The organism is Bacteroidota bacterium (assembly GCA_016183775.1).
Taxonomy (GTDB): Bacteria; Bacteroidota; Bacteroidia; order JABDFU01; family JABDFU01; genus JABDFU01.
The window spans coordinates 20,292-39,568 of sequence record JACPDY010000131.1; the positions used below are offsets into that span (position 1 = coordinate 20,292).

At 41.1% G+C, this 19,277-nt stretch carries 14 protein-coding genes, 1 tRNA gene and 1 pseudogene (1 of these 16 only partly in view); 8 read left to right on the top strand and 8 right to left on the bottom strand.

The features are described 5' to 3' along the window. Together HYU69_15295 and miaB are read right to left on the bottom strand one after the other, a co-directional pair. Positions 1-720: pseudogene (locus tag HYU69_15295) on the bottom strand (sigma-54-dependent Fis family transcriptional regulator); it reaches 616 nt to the left of the window's first position. Between the two features lie 24 nt (positions 721-744). Beyond that, positions 745-2,244, bottom strand: a complete 1,500-nt coding sequence (miaB, locus tag HYU69_15300) for a tRNA (N6-isopentenyl adenosine(37)-C2)-methylthiotransferase MiaB (GenBank protein MBI2271707.1) — start codon at positions 2,242-2,244, stop codon at positions 745-747. Between the two features lie 302 nt (positions 2,245-2,546). On the opposite strand from miaB, the gene topA reads away from it, so the two are divergent. The 7 genes from topA to gldN all read left to right on the top strand — a co-directional run bounded on the left by topA (position 2,547) and on the right by gldN (position 12,663). Then, positions 2,547-5,177: a type I DNA topoisomerase gene (topA, locus tag HYU69_15305; protein MBI2271708.1), complete on the top strand. Its 2,631-nt coding sequence runs from the start codon at positions 2,547-2,549 to the stop codon at positions 5,175-5,177. A 52-nt stretch (positions 5,178-5,229) separates the two neighbouring features. After that, a complete protein-coding gene (locus tag HYU69_15310; protein MBI2271709.1) occupies positions 5,230-6,405 on the top strand; it encodes a formimidoylglutamase in 1,176 nt (391 codons plus the stop codon). 129 nt (positions 6,406-6,534) lie between these two features. Next, positions 6,535-7,494 (top strand): type IX secretion system membrane protein PorP/SprF, encoded by a 960-nt coding sequence (locus tag HYU69_15315; GenBank protein ID MBI2271710.1) that lies wholly within the window; start codon positions 6,535-6,537, stop codon positions 7,492-7,494. A gap of 186 nt (positions 7,495-7,680) precedes the next feature. Then, positions 7,681-9,111, top strand: coding sequence for an SUMF1/EgtB/PvdO family nonheme iron enzyme (locus tag HYU69_15320; GenBank protein MBI2271711.1), 1,431 nt, complete (start codon positions 7,681-7,683; stop codon positions 9,109-9,111). Positions 9,112-9,172: 61 nt separating this feature from the next. Then, positions 9,173-10,027 carry a gliding motility protein GldL gene (gldL, locus tag HYU69_15325; protein ID MBI2271712.1) on the top strand — a complete coding sequence of 285 codons (855 nt, stop codon included), beginning with the start codon at positions 9,173-9,175 and terminating at the stop codon, positions 10,025-10,027. Positions 10,028-10,093: 66 nt separating this feature from the next. Further along, positions 10,094-11,725 (top strand): gliding motility protein GldM, encoded by a 1,632-nt coding sequence (gene gldM / locus HYU69_15330; protein MBI2271713.1) that lies wholly within the window; start codon positions 10,094-10,096, stop codon positions 11,723-11,725. 92 nt (positions 11,726-11,817) lie between these two features. Then, positions 11,818-12,663: a gliding motility protein GldN gene (gldN, locus tag HYU69_15335; GenBank protein ID MBI2271714.1), complete on the top strand. Its 846-nt coding sequence runs from the start codon at positions 11,818-11,820 to the stop codon at positions 12,661-12,663. A 90-nt stretch (positions 12,664-12,753) separates the two neighbouring features. Here the strand turns inward: gldN and clpX are convergent, their stop codons facing one another. From clpX to HYU69_15355, 4 genes are all read right to left on the bottom strand, one after another. Further along, positions 12,754-13,998 (bottom strand): ATP-dependent Clp protease ATP-binding subunit ClpX, encoded by a 1,245-nt coding sequence (clpX, locus tag HYU69_15340; protein MBI2271715.1) that lies wholly within the window; start codon positions 13,996-13,998, stop codon positions 12,754-12,756. Positions 13,999-14,049: 51 nt separating this feature from the next. Further along, positions 14,050-14,727, bottom strand: coding sequence for an ATP-dependent Clp endopeptidase proteolytic subunit ClpP (clpP, locus tag HYU69_15345; GenBank protein ID MBI2271716.1), 678 nt, complete (start codon positions 14,725-14,727; stop codon positions 14,050-14,052). A 21-nt stretch (positions 14,728-14,748) separates the two neighbouring features. After that, a complete protein-coding gene (gene tig, locus HYU69_15350; GenBank protein ID MBI2271717.1) occupies positions 14,749-16,092 on the bottom strand; it encodes a trigger factor in 1,344 nt (447 codons plus the stop codon). Positions 16,093-16,334: 242 nt separating this feature from the next. Continuing rightward, entirely contained in the window at positions 16,335-16,526 is a 192-nt protein-coding gene (locus HYU69_15355) for a cold shock domain-containing protein (GenBank protein ID MBI2271718.1), read from the bottom strand. A gap of 354 nt (positions 16,527-16,880) precedes the next feature. Between HYU69_15355 and HYU69_15360 the strand changes: the two genes are divergently transcribed. Next, complete coding sequence (locus HYU69_15360) at positions 16,881-18,086, top strand: DEAD/DEAH box helicase (GenBank protein ID MBI2271719.1); 1,206 nt, start codon at positions 16,881-16,883, stop codon at positions 18,084-18,086. 68 nt (positions 18,087-18,154) lie between these two features. On the opposite strand, the gene HYU69_15365 is transcribed toward HYU69_15360, so the two are convergent. After that, positions 18,155-19,009: a prephenate dehydrogenase gene (locus tag HYU69_15365; protein ID MBI2271720.1), complete on the bottom strand. Its 855-nt coding sequence runs from the start codon at positions 19,007-19,009 to the stop codon at positions 18,155-18,157. A gap of 70 nt (positions 19,010-19,079) precedes the next feature. Continuing rightward, positions 19,080-19,161 (bottom strand) — tRNA-Leu (locus tag HYU69_15370). Positions 19,162-19,277: the final 116 nt, after the last annotated feature.

The following is a 19,277-nucleotide window of genomic DNA, read 5'->3' on the forward strand; positions in this document are numbered from 1 at the left end:
AGATATCTGCTCAGTAATATTTTTCAGTTGACGCACATTGCCATGCCAGTAATAATTAACCAATAGTGCTTCCGCTTCTGCGTTTAATTTTATGACCGGCATCCGATATTTGCCGGCAAAGTCAGTGGCGAACTTGCGGAACAACAAATGTATATCCTGCTTACGTTCGCGCAAAGGCGGCACAATGATAGGCACAGTATTTAAACGATAATATAAGTCCTCGCGAAACTTCCCCTTTTCAATTGCCTGCGTAATATTTACGTTCGTAGCTGCGATCACGCGCACATCCGTTTTCAAAACTTTGGATGAACCTACTTTAATAAATTCTCCGCTTTCCAGTACGCGCAACAAACGGGCCTGAGTAGCCAAAGGCATTTCGGCCACTTCATCTAAAAAAATAGTGCCGCCATTGGCCACTTCAAAATAACCTTTACGGGCTTCATGTGCGCCTGTGAACGAACCCTTCTCATGTCCGAATAATTCCGAATCAATTGTCCCTTCCGGTATAGCGCCGCAGTTCACTGCAATATACTGGCCGTGTTTACGCGAACTTAACTGGTGAATGATCTGTGGAAAAACTTCTTTTCCAGTACCACTTTCGCCGGTAATCAATACGCTAAGATCTGTGGGTGCTACCTGCATGGCAATATCCATTGCACGTTCCAGCAAAGGCGAACTGCCAATGATACCGAAACGATTTTTTATATCCTGAATGGTCATGTTAGCTTTTGATCCTGATTAAATTTATACCGCTTTACCTATCAATGTTGCTACTGTACAACTCTCCGCTAATACATTGACGTAATCCCCCCGTTTAAAATTGTGTTTATTGAAAACTACAACTGAATTTTGCGAATTCCGACCAGATAATTGCTCCTCAGATTTCTTTGAAACTCTTTCCACCAAAACCCGGTGAACTTTTCCAACACCCAGTTTGGTCCGTTCGGCGGAATGCTTTTGCTGTAAGGCTACTATTTCCGCAAGACGGCGCTGTTTCACTTCCTCTGAAATATCATCCTCAAACTTCCGTTCAGCCTGTGTTTTAGGCCGTTCGCTGTAAGCAAACATATACGCAAAATCATATTTCACCTCTTCCATCAACGCCAGTGTATCCTGGTGTTCTTCTTCTGTTTCGCTGCAAAAGCCGGCCATGATATCCGTAGATATTCCACACTCAGGAATGATCCTGCGGATAGCGGCTATCCTCTCCAAATACCACTCACGCGTGTAACCCCTGTTCATCATTTCAAGCACACGTGAATTGCCTGATTGTATGGGCAGGTGAATGTATTTACAAATGTTATCATACTTCGCCATTGTATGTAAAACATCATCCGTCATATCCTTCGGGTGAGAAGTGGAAAAACGAATCCTCAGATCCGGACTAACCTTCGCCACCATCTCCAATAATTGTGCAAAAGAAATCGTTCCGGGTTCTGAGTTCAGGGTTCCGGGTTCAAGGTTCAAGGTTTCTGTTTTTTTATCATCGCTTTCCAACTTTGAACTTTGAACTTTGAACTTTGAACCTTCATTTTGTGAACCTGAAACTTTAAATTTATAGCTATCTACATTTTGTCCAAGAAGCGTAACCTCTCTATAACCTTGTTCGAATAATAACTTCGCCTCCGCAACAATACTTTCAGGATCACGGCTGCGTTCACGGCCACGGGTAAAAGGCACCACGCAAAATGAACACATATTATCACAGCCGCGCATAATGCTTATAAAGGCTGTTACACCATTTGAATCAAGCCTCACAGGACTGATATCCGCATACGTTTCTTCGCGCGACAACAAAACATTCACAGCTTTTTGTCCGCCTTCAACTGTTTCAATTAAGTTGGGTAATTCACGGTAAGCATCAGGGCCGACAACAATATCAACGATTTTTTCCTGCTCTAGGAATTGGGTCTTCAACCGTTCAGCCATACAGCCCATAACCCCTACCATAAGTTTAGGATTATGTCTTTTCACAACATTAAATTCTTTTAAACGATTACGCACACGCTGCTCAGCATTCTCGCGAATTGCACAGGTATTAACCAATATCAGGTCGGCACTTTTATAATCAGAGGTAGTTGAATATCCTTTTTCGATCAAAATAGAAGCAACGATCTCACTGTCCGAAAAATTCATGGCGCAACCGTAACTTTCAATAAAGACCTGCCTGCCGACAATATTCTTATCAACACTTAAAAGCAATGCTTCACCCTGCCTTGACTCATCAATTATTTTGTTTCCCATTATATAACTGCTACAGATAAAAAGTCCCTCAACATAATTAATCGAAGAGGGATTTAGCTTTGTCTGCCTATTTTAGTAAAGGCAGGCACAAATATAACCATTTTCACACACCTGACAAAATGGCACAATTCCAATTGTTGAAAAAATTTTTTGGAGCTTATATATATATATAATATATATATAATCAAACTGCCAAAAAAAATTGATTTGCAAATGTCATATCAAAGTGTTTTTCTTTGCAGTTCGGCATATTTCAAAAATTGACCGTTTTGAGTGATTTTAAAATTGACTAATTATAAGGTATGGCAAAGAACCTGTTCATCGTTGAGTCGCCTGCTAAGGCAAAAACCATTGAAGGATTTTTAGGTAAAGAATACACTGTTAAGTCTTCCATAGGTCATATCCGCGATCTTATTCAAAAGAAAATGGGTATTGATATCGCGAATAATTTTGAACCTCAATACGAGATATCCCCAGAAAAGAAAGGCGTAGTTGCCGAATTAAAAAAATTAGCAAAAAGTGCCGATACCGTTTGGTTAGCAACGGATGAGGACCGTGAAGGGGAAGCCATAGCATGGCATTTATATGAAGCATTGGATCTTAATGATAAAAAAACAAAACGTGTAGTTTATTCCGAGATCACGAAGCCGGCCATTTTAAAAGCTATTGATAATCCGCGTAAAATTGATCAACACCTCGTTGATGCACAACAGGCCCGCAGGGTACTTGACAGACTTGTTGGCTATGAACTATCCCCTATTCTGTGGAAAAAAGTAAAACCATCACTTTCCGCCGGTCGTGTTCAAAGCGTCGCCGTTCGATTAATTGTTGAGCGCGAACGTGAGATCATGAATTTTAAAAGTGTTTCAACGTATAAAGTTTCAGCTGTATTTGAAACTGAGGGTAAAGCCCTTATAAAAGCCGAACTTTCAAAAAAACTGGCAACCCTTGATGAGGCCAAAGCATTTCTTGAAAAATGTAAAACCGCGGACTTTTCGATCTCAAACCTGGAGACCAAACCTGCGAAAAAATCCCCATCGGCACCATTCACAACATCAACATTACAGCAGGAAGCAGGCCGCAAATTCGGTTATTCGGTTGCCCATACCATGAGTATTGCACAGCGACTCTATGAAGCAGGTAAAATAACTTACATGCGTACCGATAGCGTGAATCTTTCAGATGCCGCACTCGATGCCGCACAAAATGAAATCAAACGTATTTACGGCGACAAGTATCACCAACTGCGGAAATATAAAACCAAGAGTAAAGGCGCGCAGGAAGCTCACGAAGCGATCCGCCCCACGTATATGAACCAGCCAACCGTTGATGGCGAAGTGCAGGAAATGCGCCTGTACGACCTCATCTGGAAACGCACACTTGCTTCGCAGATGGCGGATGCCGAACTGGAAAAAACAACGGTTACAATTACTGTTTCAACAGCAAGCGAGATTTTTATAGCCCAGGGGGAAGTGTTAAAATTCGATGGATTCCTGAAAGTTTACATGGAGACAAAAGAGAACGATGGCGATGAAGACGAAGCGACAGAAGGAATACTTCCGCCAATGAAGATCGGCGAAAAATTAATCTCACAGAACATAACCGCGACTGAACGCTTCTCACATCATCCTCCGCGCTACACGGAAGCCAGCCTCGTTAAAAAACTCGAAGAACTTGGCATTGGCCGTCCGTCAACTTACGCACCAACTATATCAACCGTGCAAAAACGCGGCTATGTTGTAAAAGAAGACCGCGTTGGAACATCACGCAACTATAATGTGTTGACGCTTAAAGGCACTGAACTTAAACAGGAAGTACAAAGTGAAAACACAGGTGCCGAAAAATCAAAACTCTTTCCGTCTGATATCGGAATGGTTGTAACCGATTTTTTGATTGCCAACTTCAAAGAAATTCTTGATTACAATTTCACGGCGCACGTTGAAGAAGAGTTTGATGAAATTGCCGAAGGCAAATTAACCTGGACAAAAATGCTAGACCAGTTTTACAAACCCTTTCATAAAACTGTTGAAGCCGCTGAAGGAAGTGAACGCGCAAGCGGTGAGAAGATCTTAGGCAAGGATCCGAAAACGGGAAGAACAGTATTGGTCCGTATTGGACGCTTTGGCCCTATGGTGCAACTTGGCGAACAGCATGATGAAGAAAAACCGCGCTATGCAAGCATGCGCAAAGATCAGCGCATTGATAATATTACGCTAGAAGATGCGTTGACACTGTTTAAGCTTCCGCGCATAGTTGGAAAATTTGAAAACGACGATATCACTGTTGCCATAGGCCGCTTCGGGCCGTATATAAAAAACAACGGCGCTTTTGTTTCCATTCCGCGTGAAGACGATCCGTATACAATTTCACTGGAACGTTGTGAAGAAATTTTAAGGTTACCCAAAATGCCTAAAGTATTGGGCACACACAACGGGCAGGAAATAAGTGTTAACAAGGGTCGTTTCGGCCCATATATAAAATACGGTAACACGTTTGCTTCATTGAGTAAAGGCGAAGATCCTTTCAGCGTTACATTACCGCGGGCTATTGAACTGATAGATGCCAAACTTCTAAAGGACGCAGAGAAGAACATTAAACTTTTCCCGGAGAATGCCGATGTGAAAGTTGTAAATGGCCGCTACGGACCATGCATACAGATCGGACGTAAGTTTTTTAAAATACCGAAAGGCAAAGCGCCTGTTGATCTTACACTACAGGAATGTTTAGAGGTAGCAGGCGTTACGTCAAGCGACGAAATCACAAAAGCGAAATTTGGAAAATTTACAAAAGGGAAAACTCCTGAAGCAAAAAAAGAAAAACCCGCGAAAAAAACACCGGCGAAAAAAACGGTTAGTCCTGTAACTCCGGCGAAAGCAAAAAAAGCAGTAAAAAAAACAATAGCAAAAAAGAGTAAATCCAGGGTCAAAATATAATCCCGCCGGCAGGCAGATTTATATTTTACAATTTGCAATCTGTAATTTTTCAATGGAGCTAAAAGATTTCTTCTCACCAATTGACCTGTCAGTTTTTAACGATGGTGAGTCGTATTCCAAAAACCGGCTTGGCGCGACCGTCAGAATCTTTTCAACCGAAAGCGAATTTCCGAAACTCGAAAAAGTAAAACTGGCCATCATAGGTGTTGAAGACGATCGCAGATCTCTCAACAATGAGGGCTGCGGGCTGGCCTCTCATTATATCCGCGAATACCTGTATAAATTATCGGATCACAAATTCAATATTGGAATTGCTGATCTCGGGAACATTAAAGCAGGACATAAAGTGGAAGACACTTATTTCGCCGTTGCGGACGCCTGTTCACAGCTGATATCTCAAAAGATCATCCCGGTAATTATTGGCGGCGGCAATGATATCGCCTTTGCACAATACCAGGCTTACGAAAAACTTTCGCAGACCATCAACATGGTAGCTGTTGATCAGAACTTCGACCTGGGTGATGCGGATGAAACACTCAACTCAAAAACATATTTAGGAAAAATAATTCTGCAGCAGCCTAATTATCTTTTCAATTACAGCAACATCGGGTATCAGACTTATTTTGTGGATCACAAAGAACTCGACCTGATGACCAAACTCTATTTTGATGTGTATCGCCTCGGGCAGGTACGCGCCAAAATTGAAGAAGTAGAACCGATCGTTCGTAATGCCGATATGATGAGTTTTGATATTTCTGCCATTCGTCAAAGCGATGCTCCCGGATGTTATAATACAACACCAAATGGTTTTTATGGAGAAGAGGCTTGTCAGATTACCCGCTATGCCGGCATGAGCGACAAACTTACGTCCATCGGTTTTTATGAAATAAATCCTAAAAAGGACAAAGCGGGGCAAACAGCTCACCTCGTTGCTCAAATGATCTGGTATTTTGTTGAAGGGTTTTGTAACCGTAAGCAGGATTTCCCGTTTAAAACAGGAACAGATTACACCAAATACCGTGTTGTGATCAAAAATAACGAATATGAGCTTACTTTTTATAAAAGCAATAAAAGCGACAGATGGTGGATGGAAGTTCCCTATCCGCCTGATAAAAGACTTAAATTTGAACGACATTATTGGGTCCCTTGTTCGTATGATGAATACCAGGAAGCCTGTAAAGATGAAATGCCGGACAGATGGTGGCAAACTTTTCAAAAATTGGGATAACCTTCAAATTTGAAGTAATTATTAACTGTTTTTTCAAAAAATTGTTCATAAGGTTGGTATTTATAAATATAATTAGTAGTTTAGCGTTCCAGTAATTGCATACGGACCATTAAAAAATTTCTTTTGAAGATGAAAAAAACCCTTACCACACTTGCCTTAGCTGTTAGTGCAGGTGCATCATTTGCGCAGCAAGATGCACAGTTTAGCCAGAATATGTTTAATAAACTTTCTATAAATCCGGGCTTTGCCGGAACCAATAAAGCTATCTGTGCCACAGCATTATACAGACAACAGTGGGTAAGCTTCCCTGGTGCTCCTAAAACCGGTCTTATCAGCATAGATGCATTTGTGAATCCTGTTCATGGTGGCTTAGGTCTTACAGTGTGCAGCGACCAGTTGGGTTTTGATAAAACATTGATCGCGAAAGCGGCCTATTCGTATCATATGGTTGTTGGTCCGGGTACATTAGGCATTGGTTTAGAAGCCGGAATGATTCAAAAACAACTATCCGGAACCTGGGTTACACCTGATGCTGCTTACCCCGCAACACAAGATGCTTCTATTCCTGATGCAAACGCCGCTAAAACTGTATTTGACCTTGGTTTTGGCGCATACTACACTACAGATAATGGAATGTATTTTGGATTATCTTCGACCCATTTACCTCAAACAACATTTAAAAAAGACGCTGCTCCTTCTGTAGCTGGCGCTGTTGCAGATATCTACAGATTTCAAAACGCACGCCATTATTATATAATGGCCGGATACCCCTTCTCTATTACTGATGATATAAAAATTATCCCATCTGTTTTAGCTAAAACAGATGCTACCTCCACTCAGCTTGATATAAATGCACGTGCCGTTTGGAAAGATATGGTTTGGGCAGGAGCTTCTTATCGCTTAACGGACGCAATTGTTGCTTTGGTTGGCTTCGAGTGGAACAAACTAAGAATAGGTTATTCGTTCGACGTAACTACATCGGCTATTAAAAACTACAGCAATAACACGCATGAGATCATGATCGGATATTGCTTCAAACCATTCAAACCACCTGTTCCAGCCGAACACCGTAACGTTCGTTTCTTATAATAACTTATATTGTTATTGATAAAAGCAAACCAGCAACGCACGTTTATGATACAGAACTATTGCAGAGTTAAAGCTTCTAAGGGGGATCATATTCTGCAAACTGAACCATATAATAATAAAGTTATAATTACGTTTTAATAAGTTAAACGCTAACAACAAAACAGATTACTAACTAAGGAGGTTCCCATGAAAAAATTACTCATACTGTGTTCGTTCGCTGCTTTGGTTGCTTCATGCAGCCATGGTACCGGTGAACTTGTTGGTGTACTTGGCCGCGAGGAATGGTTTCAGCCCGACCCGTTTGGAATGAACTACATTCATCCCGGAGGATATAATATGGGACCAAGTGATGAGGACGTAACATTCTCACACACCACTAAATCGAAAACAGTTTCTGTTCAATCCTTTTATATTGACGACTCTGAGATCTCGAACAACGAATACCGCCAGTTTGTGTTTTGGGTACGTGATTCTATTGCTCATCGTATATTAATTGAGCAAGGTATCGGCGAGCATGGCGTTTCAACTAACCAATACGACGAAGAAATCGATCCTCCGACTGTTAATTGGGATGAAGGTATCGAGTGGGACGATCAACAGGTTCGTGAAGCGCTGATCGATATGTACCTTCCTGAAAGCGAGCGTTTCTACAGAAGGAAGGAGATCGATACACGTAAATTAAACTTTGAATACTACTGGATCGACCTCAGAACCGCGGCAATGAAAATGAACCGCTTCCTGCCTTCTAAAACACCCGATGCTAACGGACAGGACTTTATTGATGGAAAAGGTAATTATACTGTTACCAAAACTGTTCATAAAGGGGATGGATTTTACGAGCCTGTTACCAAAAAAGGTGTTGATAGAAGTGTGTTCATTATTAAGGATATTATTAATGTATACCCCGACACTTTAGCTTGGGTTCATGACTATACCTATGCATTCAACGAGCCGATGACAAATATGTATTTCTGGCATCCCGCTTATGATGACTACCCTGTAGTGGGAGTAAGTTGGAAACAGGCGCGTGCGTTCTGTATATGGAGAACTCAATTACTTAACAGCTTTTTACAAAGCAACGGAGGCACATTTGTTAACGACTTCCGTTTACCAACTGAGGCTGAATGGGAATGGGCCGCACGTGGCGACCTTCTTTTAAGCCCATACCCGTGGGGAGGCCCATATATACGTAACGCCCGCGGTTGCTTCTTGTGTAACTTCAAACCAATGCGTGGCCTGTATTTTGATGATGGCGGTTTCCATACTGTACCTATTTATTCTTACAACCCAAATGACTTCGGCTTGTATTGTATGGCAGGTAATGCTGCCGAATGGACCAGCAATGCTTTTGATGAATCGGCATACGATTTTGCGCATGACCAGAACTCCGACTATGTTTATGAAGCACAGGAAAACGAACCATCTGTGTTAAAACGCAAAGTAATTCGCGGGGGATCGTGGAAAGATGTCGGGTATTACTGTCAAACCAGTTCAAGAACATACGAATACCAGGATACTGCAAAATGTTATATTGGCTTCCGTTGTGTAATGACTTACCTGGGACGTGCCAAAGGATCGGATGGTAACGCGGACAAATCATTTACCGGAGGAAAGTAGTTATAGTTAAACCAAACAATTTAATAATTAAACTGATTATTAACTTTTAAAATCAAATTTTATGAGACCAGGGACAAAAGCATGGAAGAATTTTATGGCCAAACTATATGGTATCGGTGCGGCAATTGTAATCGTAGGGGCACTATTCAAGATCATGCACTGGCCTGGTGCTGGTATAATGCTTACAATTGGATTGAGTACCGAAGCGGTGATTTTCTTTTTTTCAGCTTTTGAACCACCTCATGAAGAAGTGGATTGGAGTTTGGTTTATCCGGAATTGTCCGGTATGCATGGCAGCCATGAAGAAGAGACTGAAGCTGACAAGGGCACCATTACAGAACAACTTGACAACATGCTTGAAGAAGCAAAGATTGGCCCTGAACTTATTGAAAGCCTGGGACAAGGCATGCGAAACCTTTCTGAAAACGCAAATAAAATTGCTGATGTGTCGGCAGGAACTGTTGCCACCAATGAATTTGTTTCCAATATAAAAACGGCTTCAAAGTCTGTTGAAAGTCTGTCAAGCTCATATGATGAAGCGCGTAATTCTATTTCATCTTCTGTTAGTCAGTTGTCCGGTTCCTATTCAAAAGCTATTCAATCGTTGGAAACATTTTCCAACTCAAGTGCAAGCTCTTATGAACAGGCCCAAACCTATTCAGAGCAACTGGGTAAAGTTTCTAAAAATCTTTCCGCTCTCAACGCTTCCTATGAACTGCAATTACAGGGTTCACAGGATCATCTGGGTTCTACAAACAAGCTATATGCAGGTATCGAAGAGTTAATGAAAAATCTCAACGCCTCTGTTGAGGATACCAGGAAGTATAAAGCTGAAATGGAAAGCTTATCCAGCAATCTTGCCGCACTGAATACAATATACGGCAATATGCTTTCTGCCCTTAATTACAAGAAGTAATATATCTGGCAGAAATTTTAACGATAAATAACACATTAAGTTAAACCTTAATTCTCCTAATAGCATATGGCAGGTGGTAAAGAAACCCCGAGGCAGAAGATGATCGGGATGATGTACTTAGTACTAACAGCTCTGTTAGCCATGAACGTATCAAAAGATATTCTGAATGCGTTTGTGACGATAAATGAGAGTTTGGTCAAAACAAACGCCAATTTTGATGCGAAAAATGATGTCACATCAAACGCGTTTGAGATTGCATTACTTAACGATGAGCGTAAAACAAAGCAATTTTATAATGCGGCTAAGTCAATACGGTCAAAAGCAAAAGATATTGACAAGTTTATTATAGAGTTAAAGTCTGAGCTTTTTCAGCATGTAGACAAATTGGAAAAGGCTACTGCTGATACAATTCAACTTGCAAGGTTTGGCAGCAAGGATAATTATGATGCCCCTACCCACTACCTGATCGGAGATAACCCTGAAAAAGCTACCGGAAAAGCGGTCGAGCTGAAAGAAAAAATAACAAATTTCAGAAAAGATATATTGGGCCTGATTAAGGCAAGCGTTAAAAAGCCGGGAGCTGCGGCAAGTTTTGAACAGGGACTGGGATTAAAAACAGACCGCGTATACTCTTTGTTTGAGGAAATGGAAGTAAGCTGGGAAAACAACTTATTTTATCACGTGCCGCTTGCAGCGGTTATAGCTCACCTCAGCCGTATTCAAAACGAAGTGAAGAATTGCGAAGGTGATGCGATCAATATGCTTTACAGCGAGATATCCGCTTCCGATTTTAAATTTGACACCCTGGCTGCTAAAGTTGTGGCGCCTACAAGTTATGTATTAACAGGCAACGAATATACTGCGGACATATTTGTAGCTGCTTTTAGCACCACACAAAATCCGCAGATATGGCTTGGCGAAGTTGACTCGGTAACAAATAAAATCAAAGGGCCTGTTGATTCAAGCACTGTTAAAGTTTCCCGTGGTATCGGAACCTATACGATCAAAACCGGTGGCGAGGGATTACAAAAATATTCAGGTCTTATTCGTGTAAAATCACCGGATAACTCTTACAAATCATATCCGTTCACTTCATCTTATATGGTTGCACGACCTGCTGCTTCCGTATCTCCTGATAAAATGAATGTGTTTTACATTGGCGTTGATAACCCGGTAACTATTACTGCTGCCGGCGTTGCTCCTTCCGATCTGTCACCCAGTATTACAGGTGGTTCTCTTACAAAGGCTTCAGGGCCTGGCCAATATGTTGTTCGTGTTAGCGGAGGTACGCTGGCTACAGTTAACGTTGGCGCAAAGATCAGCGGGAACAATCAGAATATGGGGTCGTTTAAATTCCGCGTAAAACGTGTACCGGATCCTGTTGCTTACTTTGCAGGTAAAAAAGGTGATGATAAGATCGGAAAAGGTGAATTATTGGTGACCCAGGGCGTTATGGCTAAACTGGAAAACTTTGACTTCGACTTAAAATTTGACATCAAATCATTTGATATTACAATGAGCGCCGGCGGAGGTATAGCTACTGCGTCATCAAACAGTAACAGGATCACTTCCGAACAGGCAAACCTCTTGAAAAACGCAAAAACGGGTACCAGGGTGTTCATTGAGAATGTTAGGGCTATGGGGCCGGATGGTGTTATGAGAAAAATTCCGGGTGTTAACTTAAAGGTAGGACAATAGTAAACTTAAAAGAAAGTTATATAATAGTAAGTAACGGCGGTCTGAGCCGGTTAGTTTGAAAAGTGTTTGAATAAAATTTTAAAATTAAGCAAATGAAAAACAATGTAGCAAAGGCGCTGATCATACTGTGCGTAGCACTTATATCGGTCGAGGTACTGGCACAAAACGTTTTGGACGGTGCTTACATTAAAGAAAACACGCCTAAAAGACGCGTTATCCCTTATACATTTCTGCGTGAAGCGGATGTTGTTTGGTCGAGACGTATATGGAGGGTAATTGACCTTCGTGAGAAGATCAACCAGAGTTTTTATTATCCTGTTACACCTACCAACGAAAGAAAGGCGTTGATAGATGTGATACACACCGCTCTTATTGAGGGCCGCTTAACTGCTTACGGAAACCCTTTGTTTGACGATGAATTTAAAGTTCCTCTTACTAAAAGCGAAGTGGAAGGTATTTTTACAAAATGGGACAGTACAAACACAATCGAAGATCCTGAGACAGGTGAAATGAAGGTGGCCCCTATCAGAAAAGATATCGGCGCTGAGCAGACCAAACAATACATGCTTAAAGAGGATTGGTTCTTTGACAAACAGCGCTCGGTGCTGGATGTTCGTATCATAGGCATTTGCCCGATGACAGAAAAATTCAGTGAGGCTGGTGAGTTTGTAGGTTTCCAAAGGTTGTTCTGGATCTATTTCCCTGAGGCACGACCTGTATTTGCAAGCGCCGAAGTATATAACCGTCATAGTGATGAAGAGCGAAGAACGTATGAAGATATTTTCTGGAAACGCCAGTTCAGCAGTTATATATTTAAGGAAAGTAACGTGTATGATCGTACGATAGCCGAATACAAAAAAGGCCTGGATGCTTTACTTGAATCGGAAGATATTAAAGCTAAAATATTTAACTGGGAACACGATTTGTGGCACTTCTAAAATTTCCATAAACACACCATAATAAAAATCCCCTCAAAATTACATTTGAGGGGATTTTTGTTAAAGGATATATTTCAATTTCTGTATTGTTTATGCCACTTTTAGCCTGTTAATTGCTGAACGCTTCATTTTGGATTTGGCATATTCAAGGGTTATATGGAGATCTTTGGTTGCTTTATCTGATGGTACATCAAACATGGCATCCATCATAATAGCTTCACAAATAGAACGCAGGCCGCGTGCTCCCAGTTTGAATTCAAGCGCCTTTTCAACGATCAGGTCGAAAACGGCCTTATCAAATGTTAATTTCACACCGTCCAGCTCAAATAATTTCACGTATTGCTTAATGATCGAATTTTTAGGCTCTGTCAATATCTTACGCAATGTTTTCTGATCGAGCGAATTTAAATGTGTCACAACAGGTAAACGACCTATTAACTCGGGTATAAGTCCGAAACTACGCAGGTCCTGCGGTGATACATACTGAAGATAATTATTTCTATCCAGATCCTCGAGTCCTTTTTGAGCGCCGAAACCAAGGGTCTGACTTTGCAGGCGTTTGGCTATTTTACGATCGATCCCTTCAAAAGCTCCCCCGCACACAAATAATATATTGCGGGTGTTTACCTGTATCATTTTCTGATCAGGATGTTTACGGCCTCCCTGAGGGGGTACATTTACAAAAGAACCCTCAAGCAGCTTCAGCAAACCCTGCTGCACACCTTCACCTGATACATCACGGGTAATGGAAGGATTATCACTTTTACGGGATATCTTATCGATCTCATCAATAAAAACAATTCCACGTTCAGCGGCAGCCACATCATAATCGGCAGCCTGCAACAAACGGGTTAAAATACTTTCCACATCTTCACCTACATAACCCGCCTCTGTAAGCACTGTTGCATCGGCCATACAAAACGGGACATTAATAATACGGGCAATGGTACGGGCCAATAAGGTTTTACCGGTACCTGTCTCCCCCACCATTATAACATTCGACTTTTCAATTTCCACATCTTCCTCTGGTGTGGCCGCCTTTTGCGTAACGCGCTTATAATGATTATATACGGAAACCGACAGCACTTTTTTTGCATCCTCCTGTCCTATCACATACTCATCGAGATGCTTTTTTATTTCGGCCGGCTTTAATAAATTGATGGCTTTGTATAATGGGCTGCTGCTCCGTTCATTCAGTTCTTCTTTAACTAATTGCAGGGCCTGTTCAATACAACGGTCGCATATATGCCCGCGCTTACCGGCAATAAGTACAGTGGTATCCTGCTTATCGCGTTCGCAAAACGAACATTTCACTCCTCCCTTAGGTTCGGCCATTTGTTTGGAAAAAGTTATTTATTATTTGTTGTCAGTTGTTAGTGCACAGAATTATTTCCCTGTACGCTCGAGTATTTCATCGATCATGCCGTAATCTTTCGCTTCCTGGGCAGTCATCCAATAGTCACGATCAGAATCTTTGTATACTTTGTCAAAGTTCTGTCCTGAATGTTTCGCTATAATCTCGTACAGCTCTTTTTTCAATTTCTGAATTTCGCGGGCAGTAATCTCGATATCGGAAGCCTGTCCTTCGGCCCCTCCCAATGGCTGGTGGATCATTACACGTGAATGTTTAAGACTGGTACGCTTGCCCTTCTTTCCTGCACACATTAACACAGCCCCCATAGAGGCAGCCATACCTACACATATAGTTGCAACATCAGGAGCAATGTATTGCATGGTGTCATAAATACCCAAACCAGCATATACCGAACCTCCCGGTGAGTTGACATAGATCTGTATATCCTTTTTTGAATCTACGGATTCAAGGAATAACAACTGACCCATGATAATGTTCGAAACATAATCGTTGATGCCTGTACCCATAAAAATAATCCGGTCCATCATCAAACGCGAAAAGATGTCCATTGAAGCTATGTTCAACTGACGCTCTTCGATAACGGTTGGCGATATATAATCATCGTGAATGGACATATAATTATGCAGCGTTGAGCTGCTGATACCAAGATGCTTTACAGCGTATTTTTTGAATTCGTCTTTGGGGAACATAGTTTATTTCGTTTAGTATGTTTACAATTTTGAAAAGTCGTCGAAAGAGATATCTTTCTTATCGAGTGAGAATTTAGTTTTAAAAAGTTCCATTACTTTATTTCCATACAGCTGCTCAAAAATACGCTTACTCTCTTCTTCATTCGCCAGGATACGCTTTACGCTGTTTTCCAATTCGCTTTCTTCAATGTCCTTCATGTTATAACGCTTGTACTGCTCCCGGATAAGTTTCCGGATATGTTCAGTAGCCTCATCAGCACTTACTTTTATTTCATTGTCCTTTATGATCTTATTCTCTATCAATTGCCATTTTAACGAGTCGGCATAACGATCGTACTCGGCACTCACCTGCTCGTATGTTATAGGCTTATCGTTAGCGGCTACCAGCCAGCGTTTCAAAAATTCATCCGGAAGTTTTACTGTCACCTTGTTCTTAACGGCTTCAACCGCATCCGTATAAAATTTTCGCTCGCTTTCATTCGCATAAAGGCGAACGAGTTCATCTTTTATACGCTCACGAAATTCATCAACCGTTTTTACCTGGTCTTTACCATAAACCTTTTCAAACAACTCCTCTGTTAATTCAGACGGCTGAAGGCGGGAAATATTTTTAACGGTGAACTGAAATTTAGAAGTGATTTTTTCAGCTACCTCTTTATCGACACCTAACATAGCGGCCCTGTCGGCTATATTTTCAGTTAATTTAACCACATCTACCACCACTTTATCATCTTTTTTAAGACCAATCAAAGGTTTTGATGCTTCGTTGTTATTATAACGCTCAAGGAATAATGATGAGGAACGAAAAATTCCACCAGGCAATATCTCGTTATTTGCATCCAGTTCAACCAGGTCGCCAAACAACATATCACTGGCTTCTGATACTTCCTGCGGCATAATTTTGCCATAACGCTTGCTGATATCATCCACATATTTATCTACCTGAGTTGCATCAACTTTAATGGTATAATAAGGAACCTTGTCTTTCCCGGAAAGCTCCACTTTTATCTGCGGGGCAAGACCAAGATCGAACAGAAACTCGAACTCCTGTTGATTATCCCAATCAATACTTTTGTCCGACTCCAGCTTTGGCATTGGATTTCCGAGTATTTCAAGTTTGTTTTCACTGATGTATTTATGGATATTATCATTCAGTACTTTATTGATCTCATCAACAAGAATTGATTTACCATACATTTTTTTAACCAACCCTGTTGGCACTTTACCGGGTCTGAAGCCAGGCATTGCAGCCTTTTTGGTAGCTTCTTTAATGGCCGTATCAACTTTCGATCTGTAATCGTCCGGGGTGACCTTCACTTTAAGAACCGCATTCAGTTCATCAACGTTTTCTTTTACAATGTTCATGTTTATGATTTTCAAGGACTGCAAAGATATGAAATAATGGGGGATTTTAAAGATAAATTACAGTATTATATTAATGATTATCAATAACTTGAAGTCCTAACCCTACCTACGCTGACACTTCGACTTCGCCAGGTATGCTAACTTCGGCAGGCAGACTTGGCCTTTCACAACCCAAAAAGTTACTAAATGAAAAAGTCCCGCCATTTGGCGGGACTTTTCAGGTAAATTATAAATGAATATAATTATGCTAATCTTACGTTAACAGCATTTAATCCTTTTTTACCTTCCTGGACTTCAAAAACTACTTCGTCATTCTGACGAATTTCATCTTTCAATCCTGATACGTGAACAAAGAGTTCTTCTTCTGATCCGTGTACCTTTATGAATCCAAATCCTTTGGTTTCATTAAAAAACTTTACAGTTCCATTTTTCATTGTGATATAATATTGATTTTTAAATTGTTTCCGCAAAGGTAGGTAATTAAATCGGATTGCAAGTATTTATCTGAATTATTTCCGTTAGCCTCAAAACCCTTGTTTAAAGAGCGTTTCAGAGCTTTCTGGAACCTGGACGAAGGGGATTATTCAACATTGAATTAGGTTATCCGCTTTATTGTCGTACCTTTGTGCCTGTAGAAGCTGTATTTATAGCTGTTTTGTACCCGTCCGAATTACACCTCAGTTAAATTTACATTCCTTTAAAGAAAATAAAATTCAGTAAAGAGCATTTAAGAACCAAAGCGGTTTCTTACGTGGCTTCAAAACATATATTTAATACAAAACAATTTTATGACGTTTGAAAATTTAAATTTAATTGAGCCTATTTCCCGGGCTTTGAAAACAAAGGGATATGTGAATCCAACACCTATACAAGAGAAAGCCATACCCCAGATCTTACAGGGACATGATGTATTTGGCTGCGCGCAAACAGGTACAGGAAAAACGGCGGCATTCGCGTTACCAATCCTGCAAATGCTGCATGAGCATAGTTTGAAAGAAAAGAAACAGGGAATAAAAGCCCTTATACTTGCTCCGACACGTGAACTGGCCATACAGATAGATGAAAGTTTTACCGATTATGGCAAAGGCCTTTCGATAAATCACACTGTTATATTCGGAGGCGTATCACAACATAATCAGACCAATGCTTTGCGCAGAGGTGTTGATATTGTTATCGCGACCCCGGGCAGGCTGCTTGACCTCATGCACCAGGGACATGTAAGACTTAATAATATTGAGTTCTTTGTTCTTGATGAAGTAGACCGCATGCTGGACATGGGTTTTATAAATGATATTAAAAAGATCATCGCGAAGATCCCTGCGAAGCGGCAAACCATTTTTTTATCGGCAACAATACCGAATGAGATCAGGAAACTGGCAGACAGTTTGCTTCAGAATCCGATTAAAGTGGAGGTTGCGGCTGTTTCGGCACCTGCTGAAATGGTTACACAAGCGGTTTACTACGTTGAAAAGGCTGATAAAAGAGCTTTACTGCAACAGGTATTAAAAGACGAAGAAATTGATCACGCACTTGTATTTACACGCACCAAACACGGGGCGGATAAAGTAGTAAAGGACCTGAACAAAAATGGCATAAGGGCTGAAGCTATTCACGGAAACAAATCACAGAACGCGAGACAGAAAGCGCTGATCGGTTTCAAGAACCGCACGATACGCATTTTAGTTGCTACTGATATTGCCTCAAGAGGTATTGATGTGGATAAACTGACGCATGTGATTAATTACGAACTTCCCGAAGTGCCTGAAACCTATGTTCACCGTATCGGAAGAACCGGGCGTGCCGGGGAAGCGGGTACTGCTTTATCGTTTTGCGCTTCTGAAGAAATGGATTACCTGAAAGATATAAACAAGCTGCTTAAAAAAAATATTGCTCTTGTAAGCACGCATGCAACTCCAACCATTAGTAAAGGTGGAAACGGAAACAAACCTGCTGCGAATTCAGGAAAGAAAAATTTCAGACGCAGAAGTTATTGATCAGTAAAGGCTAAGCATAAAAAAGTCCGGCCCCGTATATTTGAGGCCGGACTTTTTTTATACGTACTTTATTTTTTATCAGCAGGTAACACCTTTCTTACCTCATTGCTTCGTTCCATCATTTGATGTAACATAGTGGAATCTTTCTTTTTTATCAGCTGCTTGAATAATTCCAGTTCACTTATATAAGCGTTTATGGAATTGATCAGGTTCTCCGAATTTTGCCGGAAAATAGGAGTCCACATATCAGGTGAGCTTTTTGCAAGTCGCGTAAGTGAGGCGAATCCGCTGCCGGCCAGGTTAAAAAGACTCTTAAAATCCCTCTCAGCTTCCAATACTGTGTTTACCATGGCGAACGAGATCACGTGAGGCAAATGAGATATATAAGCGAGGTGAATATCATGTTCATTTGCCTCCATATAAATCAGATTCATGTTCAACATATTGAACAATTTTTGAGTAACACTTAATGCTTCTTTTGAACTTGAATTCTTCTCACAAATAATACAGGTTTTATTATCGAACAGGTTATTAATGGCAGCCGATGGTCCGCTGTTTTCGGTACCGGCGATGGGATGAGCGGCTACAAATTGTTTTCGCTTTGGATGGTTCTCTACAGTTTTACAAATAACTGACTTGGTACTGCCCAGGTCAATGACCACCGCACTGGCATTTATTGTATCCAATACAGAGGGTAATATTTTCTCAATCACATCAACAGGCACACAAACCAATACTACATCCGCTTTTTTAACGGCTTCAGCAAACGGTTTTGCTTCATCTACAATACCCAGCTCTACTGCCTGTTGCGCATTACCGGCATTATTATCTACACCTGTAATGTGTTTGGCAAAACCTCTGGCCCGCAGATCTTTCGCGAGTGATCCGCCGATCAGGCCTGGTCCTATTACTGTAAGTTTCATTTATGCATTTTTAGTTTTGTGTTTCCCTTAAAATGAAAAAGCCATCACGCTTAAGCGTGATGGCTTTAAGTGCGGGCGGAGGGACTCGAACCCACATGCCTCGCGGCGCTAGATCCTAAGTCTAGTGCGTCTGCCAATTTCGCCACGCCCGCATACTATGAAGTAAAGAACAACCGCATTTAAGGGAGGTAAATATACTGTTTTTTGGATATATCATGTGTGTAGCCATGGGTGTATGACAAATTAACACCCCACTATTGATAAAAAA

What these genes read in the sequence shown, in the direction of transcription:
- HYU69_15320 (MBI2271711.1), top strand. Translation starts at nt 7,681, where the DNA reads ATGAAAAAATTACTCATACTGTGTTCGTTCGCTGCTTTGGTTGCTTCA.
- HYU69_15360 (MBI2271719.1), top strand. Translation starts at nt 16,881, where the DNA reads ATGACGTTTGAAAATTTAAATTTAATTGAGCCTATTTCCCGGGCTTTG.
- clpP (MBI2271716.1), bottom strand. Translation starts at nt 14,727, where the DNA reads ATGTTCCCCAAAGACGAATTCAAAAAATACGCTGTAAAGCATCTTGGT.
- HYU69_15365 (MBI2271720.1), bottom strand. Translation starts at nt 19,009, where the DNA reads ATGAAACTTACAGTAATAGGACCAGGCCTGATCGGCGGATCACTCGCG.
- HYU69_15315 (MBI2271710.1), top strand. Translation starts at nt 6,535, where the DNA reads ATGAAAAAAACCCTTACCACACTTGCCTTAGCTGTTAGTGCAGGTGCA.
- HYU69_15310 (MBI2271709.1), top strand. Translation starts at nt 5,230, where the DNA reads ATGGAGCTAAAAGATTTCTTCTCACCAATTGACCTGTCAGTTTTTAAC.
- tig (MBI2271717.1), bottom strand. Translation starts at nt 16,092, where the DNA reads ATGAACATTGTAAAAGAAAACGTTGATGAACTGAATGCGGTTCTTAAA.
- HYU69_15355 (MBI2271718.1), bottom strand. Translation starts at nt 16,526, where the DNA reads ATGAAAAATGGAACTGTAAAGTTTTTTAATGAAACCAAAGGATTTGGA.
- gldM (MBI2271713.1), top strand. Translation starts at nt 10,094, where the DNA reads ATGGCAGGTGGTAAAGAAACCCCGAGGCAGAAGATGATCGGGATGATG.
- clpX (MBI2271715.1), bottom strand. Translation starts at nt 13,998, where the DNA reads ATGGCCGAACCTAAGGGAGGAGTGAAATGTTCGTTTTGCGAACGCGAT.
- gldN (MBI2271714.1), top strand. Translation starts at nt 11,818, where the DNA reads ATGAAAAACAATGTAGCAAAGGCGCTGATCATACTGTGCGTAGCACTT.
- miaB (MBI2271707.1), bottom strand. Translation starts at nt 2,244, where the DNA reads ATGGGAAACAAAATAATTGATGAGTCAAGGCAGGGTGAAGCATTGCTT.
- gldL (MBI2271712.1), top strand. Translation starts at nt 9,173, where the DNA reads ATGAGACCAGGGACAAAAGCATGGAAGAATTTTATGGCCAAACTATAT.
- topA (MBI2271708.1), top strand. Translation starts at nt 2,547, where the DNA reads ATGGCAAAGAACCTGTTCATCGTTGAGTCGCCTGCTAAGGCAAAAACC.